16 protein-coding genes and 1 pseudogene are annotated in these 17,647 nt (G+C 72.6%); 9 read left to right on the forward strand and 8 right to left on the reverse strand.

Annotation, left to right across the window (positions count from 1 at the left end):
• Positions 1–322 precede the first annotated feature (322 nt).
• The 4 genes from M4D82_RS33600 to M4D82_RS34210 all read right to left on the reverse strand — a co-directional run bounded on the left by M4D82_RS33600 (position 323) and on the right by M4D82_RS34210 (position 4,153).
• The gene (locus tag M4D82_RS33600; RefSeq protein WP_249772712.1) at positions 323–1,291 is read right to left on the reverse strand and encodes an RNA polymerase sigma-70 factor; all 969 of its coding nucleotides are present in this window, start codon (positions 1,289–1,291) and stop codon (positions 323–325) included.
• 56 nt (positions 1,292–1,347) lie between these two features.
• Complete coding sequence (locus M4D82_RS33605) at positions 1,348–2,550, reverse strand: NAD(P)/FAD-dependent oxidoreductase (RefSeq protein WP_249772714.1); 1,203 nt, start codon at positions 2,548–2,550, stop codon at positions 1,348–1,350.
• A 101-nt stretch (positions 2,551–2,651) separates the two neighbouring features.
• Positions 2,652–2,951 (reverse strand): hypothetical protein, encoded by a 300-nt coding sequence (locus M4D82_RS33610; RefSeq protein WP_249772716.1) that lies wholly within the window; start codon positions 2,949–2,951, stop codon positions 2,652–2,654.
• A 56-nt stretch (positions 2,952–3,007) separates the two neighbouring features.
• Entirely contained in the window at positions 3,008–4,153 is a 1,146-nt protein-coding gene (locus tag M4D82_RS34210) for a C40 family peptidase (protein ID WP_283844564.1), read from the reverse strand.
• 96 nt (positions 4,154–4,249) lie between these two features.
• Between M4D82_RS34210 and M4D82_RS33625 the strand changes: the two genes are divergently transcribed.
• From M4D82_RS33625 to M4D82_RS33650, 6 genes are all read left to right on the forward strand, one after another.
• Positions 4,250–4,705, forward strand: coding sequence for a hypothetical protein (locus M4D82_RS33625; protein WP_249772718.1), 456 nt, complete (start codon positions 4,250–4,252; stop codon positions 4,703–4,705).
• Positions 4,702–4,986 (forward strand): hypothetical protein, encoded by a 285-nt coding sequence (locus tag M4D82_RS33630; RefSeq protein ID WP_249772720.1) that lies wholly within the window; start codon positions 4,702–4,704, stop codon positions 4,984–4,986. Before M4D82_RS33625 ends, M4D82_RS33630 begins: the two co-directional genes overlap by 4 nt.
• A gap of 14 nt (positions 4,987–5,000) precedes the next feature.
• On the forward strand, positions 5,001–5,741 hold the full coding sequence (locus M4D82_RS33635; protein ID WP_249772722.1) for a hypothetical protein: 741 nt from the start codon (positions 5,001–5,003) through the stop codon (positions 5,739–5,741).
• A gap of 167 nt (positions 5,742–5,908) precedes the next feature.
• Complete coding sequence (locus tag M4D82_RS33640; RefSeq protein WP_249772723.1) at positions 5,909–7,072, forward strand: hypothetical protein; 1,164 nt, start codon at positions 5,909–5,911, stop codon at positions 7,070–7,072.
• Positions 7,069–8,520, forward strand: coding sequence for an SCO6880 family protein (locus M4D82_RS33645; RefSeq protein WP_249772725.1), 1,452 nt, complete (start codon positions 7,069–7,071; stop codon positions 8,518–8,520). The genes M4D82_RS33640 and M4D82_RS33645 overlap by 4 nt, the downstream gene beginning before the upstream one ends.
• Before the next feature lie 11 nt (positions 8,521–8,531).
• Positions 8,532–10,091, forward strand: a complete 1,560-nt coding sequence (locus M4D82_RS33650; protein WP_249772727.1) for a putative type IV secretion/conjugal transfer ATPase — start codon at positions 8,532–8,534, stop codon at positions 10,089–10,091.
• A 28-nt stretch (positions 10,092–10,119) separates the two neighbouring features.
• Here the strand turns inward: M4D82_RS33650 and M4D82_RS33655 are convergent.
• Positions 10,120–10,664, reverse strand: a pseudogene (locus M4D82_RS33655) (GNAT family N-acetyltransferase).
• A gap of 89 nt (positions 10,665–10,753) precedes the next feature.
• Between M4D82_RS33655 and M4D82_RS33660 the strand changes: the two are divergent.
• Both M4D82_RS33660 and M4D82_RS33665 read left to right on the forward strand, forming a co-directional pair.
• Positions 10,754–11,137: a hypothetical protein gene (locus M4D82_RS33660; RefSeq protein WP_249772729.1), complete on the forward strand. Its 384-nt coding sequence runs from the start codon at positions 10,754–10,756 to the stop codon at positions 11,135–11,137.
• A 238-nt stretch (positions 11,138–11,375) separates the two neighbouring features.
• A complete protein-coding gene (locus M4D82_RS33665) occupies positions 11,376–12,953 on the forward strand; it encodes an alpha/beta hydrolase (RefSeq protein ID WP_249772731.1) in 1,578 nt (525 codons plus the stop codon).
• 31 nt (positions 12,954–12,984) lie between these two features.
• On the opposite strand, the gene M4D82_RS33670 is transcribed toward M4D82_RS33665, so the two are convergent.
• The 3 genes from M4D82_RS33670 to M4D82_RS33680 all read right to left on the reverse strand — a co-directional run bounded on the left by M4D82_RS33670 (position 12,985) and on the right by M4D82_RS33680 (position 16,574).
• Entirely contained in the window at positions 12,985–15,264 is a 2,280-nt protein-coding gene (locus M4D82_RS33670) for a S9 family peptidase (protein ID WP_249772733.1), read from the reverse strand.
• 41 nt (positions 15,265–15,305) lie between these two features.
• Positions 15,306–15,977 carry a DUF4097 family beta strand repeat-containing protein gene (locus M4D82_RS33675; RefSeq protein WP_249772735.1) on the reverse strand — a complete coding sequence of 224 codons (672 nt, stop codon included), beginning with the start codon at positions 15,975–15,977 and terminating at the stop codon, positions 15,306–15,308.
• Positions 15,978–16,184: 207 nt separating this feature from the next.
• The gene (locus tag M4D82_RS33680; protein ID WP_249772737.1) at positions 16,185–16,574 is read right to left on the reverse strand and encodes a cupin domain-containing protein; all 390 of its coding nucleotides are present in this window, start codon (positions 16,572–16,574) and stop codon (positions 16,185–16,187) included.
• A gap of 52 nt (positions 16,575–16,626) precedes the next feature.
• On the opposite strand from M4D82_RS33680, the gene M4D82_RS33685 reads away from it, so the two are divergent.
• Positions 16,627–17,637, forward strand: coding sequence for a GlxA family transcriptional regulator (locus M4D82_RS33685; protein WP_249772739.1), 1,011 nt, complete (start codon positions 16,627–16,629; stop codon positions 17,635–17,637).
• Positions 17,638–17,647: the final 10 nt, after the last annotated feature.

The following is a 17,647-nucleotide window of genomic DNA, read 5'->3' on the forward strand; positions in this document are numbered from 1 at the left end:
AGGCGGCGCCTTCGAGTTCGTATCGAACGACTGATTCGATCATCGGACCGACATGGACCGACATCGGACCGTCACCGCGCGCCCACGTCACCGTCCGACGGCGTTCATCAAGACGATGGCGGCCAGGCACGTGAAGATCACCGTGAGCACGCCGATGATCGTGGCCCACGCCCTCTGCGACTCGTCCAGACGCACGCTCGGCCTCCCGACCGGCACGGCCCGCCCGCCCCCGCCGCGCACCCGCGCGCGAGCGCCGCCCTGCCGTCCATCATGAACCCCACCCACCCCACGCACATCTCGGGTGAGCGGGCGCCCCCGCGCCTCAGCGCAGGGTCAGGGAGGTCTGCGACGCGACGCGGCCCAGCTTCTCGGGGTTGCGGACGTAGTACAGGCCGGTGATGCGGGCATCCGCCGGCCGGGTGTCCCCGAGCCGGGTGGCCTCCAGGCGGGTGTCCTCCGCTTCCTTCGCGTCCTCCACGCGGACGGCCAAGATCCCGTCGACCTCCCCGTCCAGGTACACCAGGAGCGCCGGGCCGCCGTTGATCACCGTCGGGGCGAGGGCGATCTGCTGCCGGCGCTTGCCGATGCCGCCGATCATGAAGCGCGTCACCTTGTCGGCGCCGACGATCGGCCGCAGCGCGGCCTGCTTGATGCCGCCGCCGTCGCCCATGTAGACGACCTCAGGGGCGAGGACGTCCAGGAGACCTTGCGGATCCCCCGTCTCGATCGCGCGCCGGAACGACTCCAGCGCCGCCGAGGTCACGCTCGGCGGGACGACCTGACGGGGGCGGCGGGCATCGACGTGCCTGCGGGCGCGCAGCGCGATCTGCCGACAGGCCGCCGGGGTCTTGTCGACGGCGGCCGCGATGTCCTCGTAGCCGACGTCGAACGCCTCGCGCAGCACGAAGACGGCGCGCTCGGTCGGCGACAGCGTCTCCAGGACCAGCATCATCGCCATCGACACGCTCTCGGCGAGCTCGACGTCCTCGGCCACGTCCGGCGTGGTGAGCAACGGCTCGGGCAGCCAGGGGCCGACGTACGCCTCCTTGCGGCGCTTCATCGTCCGCAGCCGGTTGAGCGACTGCCGGGTGGTGATCCGCACCAGGTAGGCGCGTTGGTCGTTCACCTGCGCCAGGTCGACCTTGACCCAGCGCAGCCAGGTCTCCTGGAGGACGTCCTCGGCGTCGGCCGCCGATCCGAGCATCTCGTAGGCGACGGTGAAGAGGAGGTTGCGATGGGCGACGAACGCCTCGGTCGCCGGGTCAGCGCCGGCGTGCTCGTCCGCATCCACGACAAGGCCCCTTCTTCTTGTGGATCTTCATTTGGATCCTCATTGTGCTCGAACGGCTACGCCACCCGCTCGGCGGCCCCCCGCTCCTCGCCGCTGCGGGCCTCCAGCAACTTTCCGCGCCCCGCCCCGCCCGAGACGCGGTGCAGGCTGTACGAACCGGGCTTGCCGGCCTCACCGGCCAGGTGCTTGAGGACGCCCGCGCACACGAGCTCCTTGAGCTTCGCCCCCGGGCGACCGTCGATGTGGAACCACACGGCGACGTCGTTGCGGGCGAACTGGAAGATGCCCTTACGTCGGCCCAGGCTGATGCACTGGCCGGCGAACGCCTGCTTGAGCGCCCCGGGCAGCTCACCCGTCATCCGGCTGATCACCGTGTCGGCCGCCCGCGCGCCCAGCGGCATCGCGGCCTGGCAGCTCATCCGCAGCGGCAGGCCCGACGGCGCCGCCGAATCCCCGGCCGCGACGATGCGCACGTCGTCCAGGCTCGTCAACGTCTCGTCCGTGAGCAGGCGCCCCAGGGCGTCGGTACGCAACCCACTGCGCGCGGCCAGATCCGGAACCCCGAACCCGGCCGTCCAGATGGTCACCGCGCTCGGCAGCTCGCGACCGTCGGCGAGCCGCACGGCATCGCGCGTCACCGCCGCCACCTTCGTATCCGGGCCCTGGAGCACCGTCACCCCCAGTTCGGCGAGCCGCCCGGCGACCGAACGCCGACCCCGCGCGTGCAGGTACGGGCCGAGCACCCCGCCGCAGACCAGGGTCACCCGCCGACCCGCCTCCGCCAGCTCGGCGGCGGCCTCGATCCCCGTCGGACCGGCTCCCACGACCGTCACCGCGGCCGTCGCGGGCGCGGCGTCCAGCACCGGCCGCAGCCGCTGCGCCTCCTCCAGGTCACCGATCGGGTACGCGAACTCGGCCGCCCCCGGCACGCCCGGGTCGGCGCTGCCACTGCCGACCGCGTAGATCAGGTAGTCGTAGCCGAGCCCGCCGCCCGACCCCAGCTCCACCCCGCGCCCGGCCGCGTCGATCCGCGTCACGGTGTCGACCACCAGCCGCACGCCCTCGGCCAGGACGTCCCGGTACTCGACGACCGCCTCGTCGGTCCCGGCCACCAGCTGGTGGAGGCGGATCCGGTGGACGAAGTTCGGGCGCGGGTTGATCAGCGTCACGGCCACGTCGTCGCGCGACGTCAGGCGATTGGCCGCCATCACCCCGGCGTACCCGCCACCGATGACGACAACGGCAGTCTTCTCACCCATGGTGTCTCTCCTCCGCTTCGACCCCCTCCGAAGGGGTTCGACCTCAAGACACCGCACCCCCGACCACCGTGACGGAATGTGACGCAGGTCACATTGTGAACCTAGAAGGGCAAGAGTCCACCCACGGCCGCGAGCGACCTGACCAGGCCGAGGTGTGCGACGACCAGCAGGACCCAGGCCGCGAAACCCACCCGCCACCGCACGCGCGCCGTCAACCGCCACTCGTGCGCGCCGGACGCGGCGGCAAGCACGAACAACGGTCCCCAGAGCGCCGCCCACCAGGACCAGATGTCAACGAAGCGAAGCAGGCCGGCCAGCACCCCGAAGAGCCCCGCGGTCAGGAACCAGCCCGGCTTCTCCCCGCCCTCGCCGGCTCGCGGTAAGCCCGCAGAAGTGTCCATGGCGCGACGCCATCGCGTCGGGGGTCCGCGCCTCGGCTGCGGGCCGCGGGAATCCGTCACGGCCGCGTGGCCGCGAAGTAGTCACCCTGGGGCATCGCCGAGGTCAGGGGCTCGACGTCGATCTCGCGGCCCGTGCGCGGGGCGTGCAGGACGGCGCCCTCGCCCGCGTACAGGGCGACGTGGTAGATGCCGCCGGCCCCGCCCCGCGACCAGAACAGCAGGTCCCCCGGCCGCAGAACGGCGCGCGAGACCGGCCGGTCGGACGTGGCCTCGTACTGCGCCGCCGCCACGCGCGGCAACCGCCGGCTCGGCCAGTACGCGTACTGCACCAGGCTGGAGCAGTCGAAGCCGACCGTCGACCGCGCCGAACAGGCACCGCCCGCGTAGCCGTTGACCCCGTCGCAGAACCCCGTCGACGGGCCCGCCGGCGAGCCACCGCCCCAGGAGTACGGCGTACCCCGCCACGCCCCCGCCCGCCGCAACGCGTCCGCGCCCGCCCCGGAGCCCGCGATCCGCAGCGGCCCCGGCCCCTGGAAGCGGGCCGTGCCGGCGAGGATCGCCCGTACGTAGTCGTACGTCTCCCCACCCGCGAACGACCGCGGCGGCACCCCGCCGAACTGCTCCACCCGCCCCCACCCGGCGTTGTACCCGGCCAACGCCAAGGCGCGCGGATCGCCCCCGTAGCCGCTCGACTTGGCCTGCCCGAGCAGCGAACACATCATCCGCCCCTGCGCGGTGACGGCGTCGCCGACGTCCCACGGCGAAGCCCGCCCGTTGCCGTCGGCGTCCCGCCCCCAGGTGCTCCACGTACCCGGCATGAACTGCGCGGGCCCCTGCGCCCCCACGCGGGACGTGGCCCGCGCCCGACTCGTCTCGAACCGCGACTCGTGCCACAACTGCGACGCCAGCAGAGCCGGCGTCAGCTCCGGCTCCCCACACGCCGCGTCGGCCGCGACGATCCAGGACCGGAACGCGGCGGGGACGTTCCGCAGCCCGCCGCCGCCCCCTCCCGCGGCCGTCGCACCGGCGGCCTTCGCGTCGGAGTCCATCAGCGCGATCCCCACCAACACCACCACGGGCAGCACCAATCCCCCCACCACCACGACCGCGGCCCCGACGAGCCCCTTCAACGCGCTGCCCCCCTCCCCGATGGGGTGACGCGGGCGTCCGCGCCGACCGCCCGGCACGCTACTCTTCGTCACCGCATGAGCCAAATGCGTGACGGACGGCATGCGGACGGCGTGCGGGCGGCATGCGGCCGACCAGGGGGAGTTGAGGAACGTGGGGGAGTCGGGCGCATGCATACGCACCCGGAGGCACCGCTCCGCTATGCGCTGATCCCCGTGCACGGCCACGGCATCGCCGTGGCGACCGTCGCCCGGATGCTCGACGCCGACTCGGGCGGGTCGCGGGCCCGCCCGCTCGCCCCCGCGGAGCCCCTCCCGTACGGCGCCCAGCCCGTCATCGTCGCGGACACGACCGTCTACGGCGCGACGCGCGTCGAGGAACTCCTGCTCCGCTGGGGCTCCCTGCCCAAACCCTGGCTGGTGCTGCTCGCCGACGCCCCCGCCCGCCCGCCGGCGGACGCGCGGTACCTCGTACGAGCCCTGGAGGGACGCCTGGCCGGGGTGGCGAGGGTGCCGTACCTGCCGGTCCTGCGCGCCGTGAGGGGGCCGGCCGAGGCCCTGGAACACAAGGACGTACGGACCGCCGCCGAGCGGCTGCGGCTCGCGATGGAAGGAAACAAGCGATGAGCACGGACCTCTTCACGCTCGCGGCGGACCTGATCCCGGGCGCGAAGCCCACCGCGATCCCGAACCTGGACGAAACCGTCAGCGAGATCTTCGGCTACGGGCTGTGGCTCCTGGTCCTCTCCGGCGTCGGCGGAACCGGCTTCGGCGTCTACAAGCTCGCGGTCGCCGACAAGAGCCGAGGCGGGGGAGGGGCGGAGGCGTTCAAGTGGATGGGCGGCGGAGTCGCCGCGATCCTCCTGGCCGGCTCCCTGATCAGCATCCTCAACGGCATCAGCGGCTAGGAGCGGAGCGGACGATGTTACGGACCACCTGGGCGGCGTGCGCTGTGCTCGTCGCCCTCCTCGCCTTCACGGGGTGCGCGGTACTCGACGACGCCCCCGCCCCGCCCACCCCCACCGCCCCCGACCCGGCCCCCACGTACACCCAACCCCCCGACTGGACCGAACCGACCCGCTGGACGGCCCTACCGCGCGGCTGGCGCAAGGACGAACTGGGCAGCGAGGTCGGCTTCCCCCACACGACGGAGGGCGCGGTGGCGATGGCGATGGCTGCCAACTCCGTCAACGTCGAGGGTGACAGGTCGACTGTTGACGAACAGCTGCGCCTCTACCACTCGTATCTCGCCGTGCGGGACCGTGCGCCCGAGGCCGTTGAGAAGATCAAGCAGACGGCCGTCGAGGTCGACGCGACCATTGCCCAACAGGTGGGTGTGAAGGCAGGGGAATCGCTGCCGCCCGGTGCCTACCTACGCAATCACGTGCTCGGCTACAAGATCATCAGGGAGTCGAACGATGCCGTCAGTCTGTGGCTGCTGACCAGCGTGGTCCAGAAGGCCGGAGAGCTGGAGAAGGAAGAGAGCTCCTTCACCGGCACCCTGTTGGGCTTGCAGTGGCAGGACGGCGACTGGAGGCTGTCCGGGGAGGTCACGATCCAAGCCCAGAAAGACACCGCCGGCAAAGCCGGCCCTGCTTTGGTCGCCCCGGGCGATGCGGCGTTCAACGAGGCTGGCTGGACGGCCATCAGGTCGGCCTCATGAGGCGGCGGTTTGCCGGGATCCTGCTGGTCCTGGTCCTGGCCCTCGCGCTCGGAGCGTTGGTATCCGCACCTCGGCATGCGGTCGCAGCTGAGGATGACGGCATCAGCGGGGGCGTCAAGGTCGTCTGCAAAATTGGCGCCGCCGTGATTCCCAGTGCGCTCCCCAGCGTGCTCGCTACTCACAAGGACCTGTGCTACCGGACAGGTCGAACGCTCGACGGCGAATGGACCAACCTAAAAAACTCCCTCCTCGGCGACATCATCGAGTCCGCCCAGGACGCGACCCGCTGGATGCTCCACAAAGTCCTGACCCTCTCCCTGTTCGGCCCCTCCCTCGACCTCAAGGCCACCGGCCTCTTCGGTCGGGACGCCACCCTCGCCGGCATGCTCACCTGGCTCGGACTGCTCATCGCCGCAGCCGGCGTCATGTGGCAGTTCGCCCGCGCCGCCCTCACCGGACAGGCCCGGCACGCCGGCCGCGCACTCCTCGGCTGGGTGGAGAACCTCGTCGTGTCCGCCTGCGGCGTCGGCCTGTTCGGGCTCCTGCTGACCGCCTCGGACGCCCTCACCACCGGCCTCGTCGGCGCCACGTTCCGAGGCGGCGACCTCTTCGACCGGGTCCTGAAGACGATGGTCCCCGCCGGGGTCCTGAACCCCATCCTGGTACTCGGCCTGCTCCTCGTGATCCTGCTCGCCGGCCTCGTACAGCTGGTCCTCGTGTTCCTGCGGCAGAGCGCGATCCCCATCATCTGCCTGCTGCTCCCCCTCGCGAGCGCCGGCCGCGCCGGGGGCGCGTCCACCCGCAAGTGGCTGCCGAATCTGATCACGACCGGCCTCGCCGTCGTCGCCTACAAACCCCTCCTCGCCCTCCTGTTCTGCATCGGCTTCAGCGAGTTCGGCCACTCCCAGACCCTCACCGAATGGCTCCGCGGCTGCGCCACCCTCATCCTCGCGATCCTCGCCCCCGGCCCCCTCATGAAGATCTTCGCTCCGTTCGGGGCCGCCGTCGGCGACGGCATGGCGACCGGCGGCGCCGGCGGAGCCCTGGGCGCAGCCGCCGGGTACTTCGCCCGGCCCAAGGGCGTCCCGGACGCCACCGGCGCGGCCCCCTCCACCGCCGTGCAGCACGCCCAGTACGTCGCACAGAGCATGGGCAACCAGGCCCATCACGGCGACCGCGGCTCCACCGACGCCCCCACCCACGCCGCCCGCCACGACCCCGCCCGCATCCCCGCCCAACCCCCCGCACCCGTCGGCATCGAGGTCATGGACGGCCTCGACCACAAACGACACGTCCCGCCACACCCGCCAGAACGGCACCCCCACCAGTGACCGCACACGAAGTGCCCAGCGCCCTCATGGTCGACGGCTTCCGCGCCCGCCGCTCCTTCGGCCTCGGCGGGCTCTCCAAAAGCGCGACGATCACCGCGGCCGCGGTCCTCACCGTGGACGGCCTGATCGCCACCCGCGCCCCGGCCACCCTCCTCCTCACCCTCCCCGCCACCACCCTCGTCTTCGCGCTCGCCGCCGCCCGCCGCCACGGCATGCCCGCCCTCGCCTACTACTGGGCGAAGTTCTCCTGGCGCCGCGCCGCCCGCTGCGACGTCACCGCCTACCGGCGCCTCCTCCTGCCGCACCCCTACGCCCTCGACCTGCCCGGCGTCGGCGCCTCGTCCACCCTCATCAAGGCGCACGACCCGACGACCGGCAAGAAGGTCGGCGTCGTCCACGACCGCGCGACCGGCCGCATGACGATCAGCACCCTCCTCGCCCCCGGCGGCAGCCTCATGGCCCCCACCGCCGCCGTCCGGGGCAGCCTGCGCACGTGGGCGTCCGTCCTGGACGCCATGAGCACGGACGAGCAGGTCAAGGGCGCTTCCGTGACCATCCAGATCACCCCCGGAGCCGGTGAGGCCCTCGGCGACGACGTGAAGGCCCGTCAGGACCCCGACGCACCGCACCTCGCCCGGCGCATCATCGGCGAGCTGGTCCGCACCACCCCGCACGCGACCGCCTCCGTGGCGCCGTGGATGTCCGTCACCGTCGACCCGAACGCCTCCGCCAACCCGCCCACCGACCTCGCCGAACAGGTCGCCGAGGCCCTCAAGGTCGTCGACTCCCTCGACCTGTCCGGCACCGGCACCGACATCGAGCGCCGCGCGACCGACGTCGATCTGCGCCGCCTCGTGCGCAGCGCCTACGACCCGGCCGTCTTCAACGCCCGCGACGCCGACTTCGCGGACCTCTCCTGGGGCGAGTGCGGACCGCAGGCCGCCGACGACGGCTGGGAGGAGTACGCCCACGACGGTGCCGTCTCCGCCTCTTGGGTGCTACGCGAAATGCCCCGCCGCCCCCTCGCGTACAGCGTGCTCCTCCCCCTCCTCGCCCCCGGCCGCTTCCAACGCCGCATCACCCTCGCCTACCGCGTCCTCGACCCGCACGAGGGCGAAGCGGTCCTCGAACGGGAGATCAGCAACGCGCACCAACGCGCCCAGACCACCGCCGAGGTCAAGGGCCGCGCGAAGTGGACGCAACGGGCCGACACGGAGCGGGCCGAGCAGGCCGCCGCCCAGATGGCCGGCGGGGCGCAGGTCGTCGACTGGACGCTCCTGGTCACCGTCACCGCCCGCACCACCACCGACCTGCCCGCCGCACGCCAGGAACTCGAACGCGCCGTGAAAGCCATGCGGGGCATCCGCATGCGCCCCGCCTACGGCGCCCAGGCCGCCGTCTTCGCCGCCGGCATCCCCGTGGGCTACAACCCCCTCGTGAAGGACTGACGACGACGACCATGCCCCGCACCCCCAAACCCGTCGCCCTGCGCACCCCCCGCCGCATCACCCGCTCCACCGAAACCGACCGGGACCGCGACGCCCGACGGGCCCGACGCATCCTCCAGGGCCGCTTCGCCCCCCGCCTCGGCTGGGGCGGCCGCTTCGGCGGTCGCGCCTCCGTCGAGGACGCCGGCACCGTCCACACCGGCCCCACCACCCAGGCCGGCGGCCTCTACCCCTTCCTCCTCGGCGCGGGCCTCCCCCCGCGCGGCGTCCCGGTCGGCCGGGACGTCCTCACCGGAGAACTCGTCTGCGTCGACCCGTCCGGCTGGACCGGCAAGCTGACCACCAACCCGGGCGTGTGGGTCATGTCGCAGCCCGGCGCCGGCAAGTCGGCCCTGGTCAAACGGATCTGCCTCGTCTACTCCGCCTACGGGCACATGGTGTGCGTCCCCGGTGACGTCAAGGGCGAGTACAGCACCCTGATCGGCGAACTCGGCGGCTCCGTCGTCCGCATCGGCGACGGCATCGGCCGCATCAACCCCCTCGACTCCGGCCCCCTCAAAGGCCGCGCCGACACCCTGCCGCCCGCCCGCCGCCACGCCCTCCTCGACGTCCTCAACGGCCGCCGCCTGGAGACCCTCGTCGCGCTCCTGTCCACCAAACACGGCCTGGGCCGGCCCGCCGACGAGATCGAACGCAGCGCCCTCGACACCGCCGTCCAGCTCGCCTCCGCCGCCCAACCCTCCGGCAGCGACCCGGTCGTCGCCGACGTCGTACGGGTCCTGCGTGCCGCCCCCGAAGAACTCCGCGCGAAGCTGGCCGCCGACGGCGAGCGCTACCAGGACCTGACCCGATCGGTCATCGCCGGTCTCGACAACCTCATCGGCGGCCCGCTCAAGGGCCTGTTCGACGGGCCCACCACCACGCCCCTCGACATCAACGCGCCCGCCGTCTCCGTCGACATCTCCGCGCTCCGGGCGCGCGGCAACGACGTGGTCTCCGCCGGGATGATCGCCACCTGGGCGTACACCTACAGCTCCATCGACTCCGCCCGCTCCATCGGCCTCATGGACCGCAAACTCGTCCTGCCCATGGACGAGATGTGGCGCGCCCTGCGCTCCGGCCCCGGCCTGGTCGACGCCATGGACGCCATCTCCCGCCTCAACCGCACCACCGATGACGTCACCCTCTACGTCACCCACTCGCTCCTCGACGTCGAGGCGCTGCCCACCGAAACCGACCGGGCCAAGGCCCGCGGCCTGATGGACCGCTGCGACACCTGGGTCATCGGTGCCTCCTCGGAAGAGGAACTGGGCCGCGTCACCGGCAAGCGGTCCCTGACCGAACAGGAACGCATGATGATCGGCTCGTGGTCCTCGGCCACCTCCACCGGCCTGGACATCGACCCCACCCTTGCCGACGACGCGCGGGAACCCCCCTGCCACCACCCGGGCCGCGGCAAATACCTGATCAAGGTCGGCACCCGCCCCGGCATCGCGGCCGCCCTGGAACTCACCCCCACCGAACAACGCCTCTACCGCACCGACCCCACCCAACGCCGCCCCCGCCGCTGATCAGAGACCCCCGTCGCCTGCCGCTCCGTCACGCGCCGCCCCCCTCCCCGGCCCTGATCCGGTACAGCACGCACCGGCGAAGCGGCCCTTCCGGCACGCTCGGGTCCTCGAAGTCGGCGGCCGGGTCGCGCGTCATGCCGATCCGGCGCATCACCGCCTGCGAACGCAGGTTGGCGACGGTCGTCGACGCCACCACCTCCGACAGCCCGAGCGTCCCGAAGCCGAACGCCAGGCAGGCCCGCGCGGCCTCGGTGGCGTAACCGTGACCCCATGCCGAACGCGCCAGCCGCCAGCCGACGTCCACCCCCGCGAACGGCATGTCCGCACCCACCTCGTCCAAGCCGGCACGGCCGATGAACTCGCCGCTCTCCCGCGCCTCCAGCGCCCACCACCCGAAGCCCCGCGCGTCGAACGCGGCCCGCATGTCGGCCACCACGGCATCGCTCTGCTCCCGCGTCAACAGCTCCCCGAGGTGTTCCCGGACCGAGGATCGGCGTTCATCGCCGCCCACGGTTCGAGGTCGCGATCCCGCCACCGGCGGAGCAGAAGACGATCGGTACGCAGCTCTGGCATGCGGCCCAGTCAATCCGACGGAGCTCACGGCGCCGACGTCGACGTCCTCGCCGGCGTGACAGGGGTTCGAGGCCGTCGTTGATCAAGGCATGCGCGCATCCAGGGACATCGTCACGGGCGTCGGTGCGGCGGCCGCGGCCCTCGCCATCGTCTTCGCCGCCGGACCGCCCGCGGCGGCTTCGGGCAAGTGGTGCAACCACTCCGTCTGCATCGAGACCTACGACACGGGCACCTACCTCGGCAGGGTGGAGGTGTCGGTCACCAACACCAACCAGCCCCACCGGATCAGCGCCCGCGTGTGGACAACCGACGGCTGGAGCGCCCGTACCAAGGTCGAGGACGTCGCCAAGTTCCGCACCTACCGCGACCACGCCTACCCCCAACGCCGCTTCGCCCCCGGCACCAGGCTGTGCGCGGAGGGCTTCCGCGGCGGCGCGAGCGTAGGCCTGCCCTGCGTGACGCTCACCGACTGACGCCTCCCCGCCACCGGCCTGCCAGGCGGTAGCCACAGCGCGGCAGCAGCAGTTCCCGAACCCGAGGCCGATCCCGAACCGGGACCACGGTCCCGGTCACGCCCCCGGCAAGGACCCCAGGCCCGGGTCCGGATCATCCGTTGCCCCGACGCCCGCCGGCCCTCGCGGTGATGGTCTGGACACCGGCCGGAAACCCCCGGCAGACGTCCGCATCCACGCCCGTTCGCCGGAGGACACCATGACCCGCGCCACCCCCACCGCCCGCCGCGCCCTGACGCTCACCCTCACCCTCGCCGCCTGCCTCACCTCCTCCCCCGCCCTGGCTGCGGCCGGCCGACCCCCCGCCCCCACCCAGGACGCCACCGCCACCGGCCTCGCCCCCTACCACCACCAACGCCTCCGCTGGGGCAGCTGCGTCAAGGGCCCCGACGACACGACGGGCCGCGACCTGGACAAGGCCGGCGTGCAGTGCGCGGACGTGACCGTTCCGCTGGACTACTCCGCCCCCCGCGGCCGCACCCTCACCGTCGCGATATCCCGCCTCAAGGCCACCGACACCCGCCACCGCATCGGCGCGATCCTGCTCAACAACGGCGGCCCCGGCGGATCCGCCGTCCAGTCACCGCCCGAGGCCCGCGCGGCGATGAAGGACGTCGGCGCCCGCTTCGACATCATCGGCTTCGACCCGCGCTTCGTCGGCCGCAGCACCCCCCTGGACTGCGGCTGGCCCGTCGGCATGACCTGGCTCTCGGCCGGCAGCAGCCGCGCCGGCTTCGACCGCCAGGTCGCCCTTCAAAAGGGCCTCGCCGACAAGTGCCGGGCCACCGACGCCGCGGTGCTCCCGCACATCAGCACCCGCAACACCGCACGCGACATGGACGTCATCCGCGCCGCGCTCGGCGAGCGGAAGATCTCCTACCTCGGCTACTCGTACGGCACCTACCTCGGCACCGTCTACACGCAGATGTTCCCCGGCCGCCACGACCGCGTCGTGCTCGACGGGGCCATCACCCCGGGCGACTGGCGCGCCCGACTGCTCCAGGGCTCCGAGCGCGAGAACGAGAAGGCGCTCTCCGACTGGGCGGCCTGGGCGGCGCAGCGCCACGACGCCTACGCCCTCGGCCGCACCCGCGCCGACGTACTCGCCACCGTCGACCGTATCCTCGCCGCGTCCGCGCGTAGCCCCCTGACCATCGGCACCGGTGCCGACACCTTCCGGATCGACGAAAGCCAGGTACCGCTGCTCCTCTTCTCCGGCATCGCGGACGACACCGACGCGGCGAGGGCGGCCTTCGGCGAGCAGATGTCCGTACTGGCCAAGGCCGCGCAGGGCGCACCGACCGCGCTGTCCCCGGAGTTCGCCGCGGCGCTGCGCTACGCGCTGCACGGCGAGGGCGGCCCCACGGGCGTGCAGTCCGCCGTCATCTGCGGGGACGTGGCGGCCCCGCGCGACCCCGAGCCGTACTGGCGCGACATCGAGCGCAGCCGCACCACGCACCCGCTGTTCGGCGCGATGAGCAACAACATCACCCCGTGCGCCTTCTGGGACCGGCCCCGCGAAGAGCCCACCCAGGTGCGGCGTGACGTCCCGGCCCTCATCGTCGCCGCCACCGGCGACCCCCGCACCACGTACAAGAGCAGCGTCGCCCTGCGCGGCCTGCTGCCGAGCTCCCGGCTGGTCACCCTGGAGAACGCCAACCGGCACGCCCTCTTCGGGCTCTACGGCAACACGTGCGTGGACGACGCGGTCAACGACTACCTGGCCACCGGCACCCTCCCGACGAAGGACCGGACCTGCTCCCGACAGGAGCGCTAGGGGGTGTCCGGCGGATCAGGGTCGGATAGGCCTACGCGAACATCTCGGCCAGCAGCTCCGGACCGATGGCGATCGGAGCCGGGCGGTAGGCCGGCGGCTCGACGCCCATGAGTTCGCGAACGAGGAAGTCCCAGCCGCGCTTGCGGACGTAGGCCAGGCAGTCGAGGAACGTGTGCTCCGCGCCCGGCACGATCAGCAGTTCGAAGTCCTTGTCGGCGGCGATGAGCCGGTCGGCCAGGCGCAGCGTGTGGTCCGGGTGGACCTGGTCGTCCATCTCGCCGTGGACGAGGAGCAGTTTGCCGGTCAGGCGATCGGCGAGGTCCACGTTCGCGGTACGGGCCCAGGCCTCGGGGTTGTCCGCGCCGTCGTAGGTCTCCACGAAGCCCAGGTTGAAGTGACGGGCGTCGTGCGAGCCCGACAGGGCGACGCCGGCCTTGAACAGCTCGGGGAAGTCCAGCATCGCCCGCGCCGCCGCGTACCCGCCGCCGGAGTGGCCGAACACGCCCACCCGGTCCAGGTCCATCCACGGCCGGGTCCGCGCCAGCTCCCGCAGGGCGGCGGCGTGGTCGGCCAGGCCGCCGGCGTCCGCCAGCCGGCCGTACGAGGCGTCGTGGAAGGCCTTGCTCCGCCCCGGGGTGCCTCGTCCGTCCAGCGCCACCACGACGAAGCCCAGCGCCGCGAGGGGTTCCGCGTCCATGCCCATGCCGCCGGGGTCGAAGCCGGGGTCGACCCGGTTGACCTGCGGGCCGGGGTAGACGTTGTCCACCACCGCGTAGCGCCGGGCCGGGTCGAACCCGCGCGGCCGGTACAGCACGCCGTAGAGGTCCGTCACGCCGTCGGCCGCCTTGACGCGGAACCGTTCCGGCGCCGTCCAGCCGGTGGCGGTCAGCTTGGTGATGTCGGCGCGCTCCAGCTCGACCACCACCCGGCCCCTCCAGTCCCGCACCCGGGTCACCGGCGGGGTGTCGACGGTGGACGCGGAGTCGACGAAGTACTCCTGACCGGCCGTCGGCAGGGTGACGACGTGGTCCAGCCCGTCGTCCGTGAGCTTCGCGAAGCCGGAGCCGTCCAGACCCACCCGGCACACGGTGCGCCGGTACGGGTCCTCCTCGACCAGCCCGGACGCGGTGAAGTACACGACCCGCTCGGCCTCGTCGACGCGCAGGATCTGCCGCACCGCCCACTCACCGGACGTGACCTGCCCGAGCAGCGCGCCGGTGCGCAGGTCGTACCGGTACAGGTGGCCCCAGCCGTCCCGCTGCGAGTACCACAGCACCTCCTCGGCCAGCACCCGCACGATCGGCGCCTCGTACGCCCACTGGTTGGGCTCGACACGGGTGGCGCCGCTCTCGCTGACCACCGCGGTGACCTCCCCGGTTGCCGGGTCCAGCCGGTGCAGGGTGAGCGTACGCAGGTCACGGGGCCGGGCGAGGTAGTAGACGGCGGAGCCGTCCTCCGCCCACCACGCCCACTTGATCGTGATCGGGGACATCTGCGGCATGAGCAGCGGCTCGGCCTGCGCGCGGACCACCGTGCCCGCGGCGACGTCCAACACGACCAACTCGGCTTGCGGCATGTGCTCGTCGCCGGCGTAGGCGTACCGCTGGGTGTGGGTGACGGGCGCGCCGCCGTCGGCGGGCCTGGCCTCCAGGAGGTGCGTCTGCCGGACGTGACGCTCGTCGGTCCGGTGCGCCAGTACCTTCGTCGAGTCGGGCGACCAGGCCACGGCCGGCGGCAGGTACGGCAGGCCTATCTTGCGCAGGAGCGTGGCGTTGCTCGTGCAGGCCGGGCCGGGGCCGTACGCGTAGTCGGGCTCGCCGTCGGTGGTCAGTGCCCACTCGCGGCCGTCGGACAGGGAGCGCGCCCACAGGTCGTGCCCCCGCCGGGACACGGCGACCTTCCCGTCGGGTGACGCCACCTCCAGCGGGCTGCCGGGAGGTGTGAACTCGGCGTGCTCGCAGACGTAGTCGTCCAGGCGGCAGCGCCAGTACGCGCCGAGCGCGAAGAACTCGACCGCGCCCTCCGCCCAGGCGATGCCCATGAACGGAAGCCCCTCGGGGTCGACCTCCTGCCCGGAGGCCGCGGCCAGCGCGGCGGCGAGCCGCGCGTGGTCGAAGGCCGGCTCCCGGGTCCCCGCCGCCGGGTCGACCAGCACGAACCGCTTGCCGACCCCGTCGCTCACCGCGTACCAGAAGCGGTCGCCGCCGTCGATCCACTGCGGCCTGACCTTGTCACCGACGACGAGCGCGCCGGGGCGGGCAGGACGGTGGAGGAGCTGCTCCGCGGCCTGGTAGTCCTGAGTGGTGCTCATGCGTCATCCCCGTTTTCGATGCTGATGATGGTGGTGGTCTGTCAGTTGCTGCGGGCGGTGATGTCGCCGTAGGCGGTGGTGGCGTGGAGGGTGAGGCCGGCGTCGGCGCCTTCGGCGTTCCGGAGTGCGTTGTGGATGCGGCCGTAGGAGGTGCCGGCGTCGAGGGTGGCGGAGACGCCGCGGGCGGCGCCGATGGTGATGTCGCCGGATTCGGTGCGCAGGACGACGGCGCCGCGTACGGCCTCGTCGATGCGGAGGTCGCCCTTCTGCGTGCTGATCTCGGCGGGGCCGCCGAGGCGGCCGAGGGTGATGTCGCCGGCCTGGAGGGTGAGGTGGGCGCCCGCGGTCTCGTCGAGCTTGACGGCGGCTCGGGCGGCCTCGAAGGTGACGTCGCCGAGGCGTCCGACGCCGCGCAGTTCGGCGTCGGCGGCCTTGGCCCGGACGTCGGACCCGGCGGGGAGCTGGACGGTGACCTCGACGGATCCGGGGTGGCCCAGGATGCGGTTCTTGGCCTCGGCGGCCTCGACGCGCAGGACGCCGTCGGTGTAGTCGACGGTGACCTCCTGGGCCGCCTTGACGTCGCGGTTCTTGGAGGCGTCGGCGGGCAGGACCTCGACGGTGGCGTCGGCCCGGTCGGCGGCGATGAGACGGATCCGGCCGGCGGGGATGTCGAGGACGGCGGCGATCGGGGCGGTGGTGGCGAACTTCTGCACGGTGTGCTCCTTCATCTCGCGGCGCGCGCCCTGTCGGCCCGCCGCTTTCCGATGAACGAAAAGCTACGTTGCATTCACATCCTAGGCAACATCCATGTTGCGCAGAATCCCTATCTCCGCACCTCACGGCCCCAATTTCGTTGCACCGCCCTCCCCTCAAACGCAACGATCCGCACCTTCTCCATTGCAATGAACTGGCGGTGAACGCTATAGCGCGTGCCCCGTCGTAGCGTCCACATGGGCCGGGATCTCCTCATGCCGGTCGCCCACCGTCGCCGTGCCGGTGGGCTCGAACAGCAGGATCGCCGCGCCAGTCGGGGCGTACGGCTTGTGCTCCGTACCCCGCGGCACGGTGAAGACGGAGCCCCGGGGGAGTACGACGGTGCGTTCCCCGGCGGCTTCGCGCAGGGAGATGTGCAGCTCGCCGTCGAGCACCAGGAAGAACTCGTCGGTGTCGTCGTGGGCGTGCCAGAGGTGTTCGCCGGCGACCTTGGCGACGCGCACGTCGTAGTCGTTGACGTGCGTGACGATGCGGGGGCTCCACAGGGCGTCGAAGGAGGCCAGGGCCGTGTCGAGTGCGATGGGTTCGTTGCTCATGCACCTCATCCTTGCCCTCGCGCGCCGCCGCCGTGAGTGCTAGGAATCGCACATGCCGCAACGATCCTCGCAGCCGAACGCCGCCCAGAACACCGTGCACCGCGTCGTAGTGATCGTGGACGAGAACTCCAACCCCTTCGAGCTGGGCTGCGCCACCGAGGTCTTCGGCCTGCGCCGACCCGAGATCGGCCGCGACCTCTACGACTTCCGTCTCTGCTCGCCCGAGCCCCAAACCGTCATGCGCGACGGGTTCTTCACGCTCACGGGAGTCGCCGGCCTGGAAGCGGCCGACACGGCGGACACCCTCATCGTCCCCAACCGCCCCGACACCGACGTGCCGCGTCGCCCGGCCGTCCTCGAAGCCGTCCGGCGCGCCCACGCGCGCGGCGCCCGCCTGGTCGGCTTCTGCAGCGGCGCCTTCACCCTCGCCGAGGCCGGCGTCCTCGACGGGCGCCGCGCCACCGCGCACTGGCAGTGGGCCGACTCCTTCCGGGCCCGCTTCCCCGCCGTCCGACTCGAACCGGACGTGCTGTTCGTGGACGACGGCGACATCCTCACCGCCGCCGGCAGCGCGGCCGCCCTCGACCTCGGGCTGCACCTGGTCCGCCGCGACCACGGCGCGCAGATCGCGGGCTCCGTCAGCCGGCGGCTGGTCTTCGCGGCCCACCGCGACGGCGGCCAGCGCCAGTTCGTGGAGCGACCGGTACCCGTCCTTCCGGACGAATCCCTGGCCCCGCTCCTGGCCTGGGCCCAGGAACGGCTGGACTCCCCGCTCACCGTCCCCGACCTCGCGGCCCGCGCCGCCGTCAGCCCGGCGACGCTGCACCGCCGCTTCCGCGCCCAGCTCGGCACGACCCCGCTCGCCTGGCTCACCGGCGAACGCGTCGCCCTGGCCTGCCGCCTGATCGAACTCGGCGAGTCACGCTTCGACGTGGTGGCCCGCCGCACCGGCCTGGGCACCGCCACCAACCTGCGCACCCTGATACGCCGCACCACCGGCCTCACCCCCCTGGCCTACCGCCACCGCTTCGGTACCCGTCCCATGCCTACTCAGGGCAAGTGAGTATCCGCGC

The organism is Streptomyces sp. RerS4 (genome assembly GCF_023515955.1).
Classification (GTDB): Bacteria; Actinomycetota; Actinomycetes; order Streptomycetales; family Streptomycetaceae; genus Streptomyces.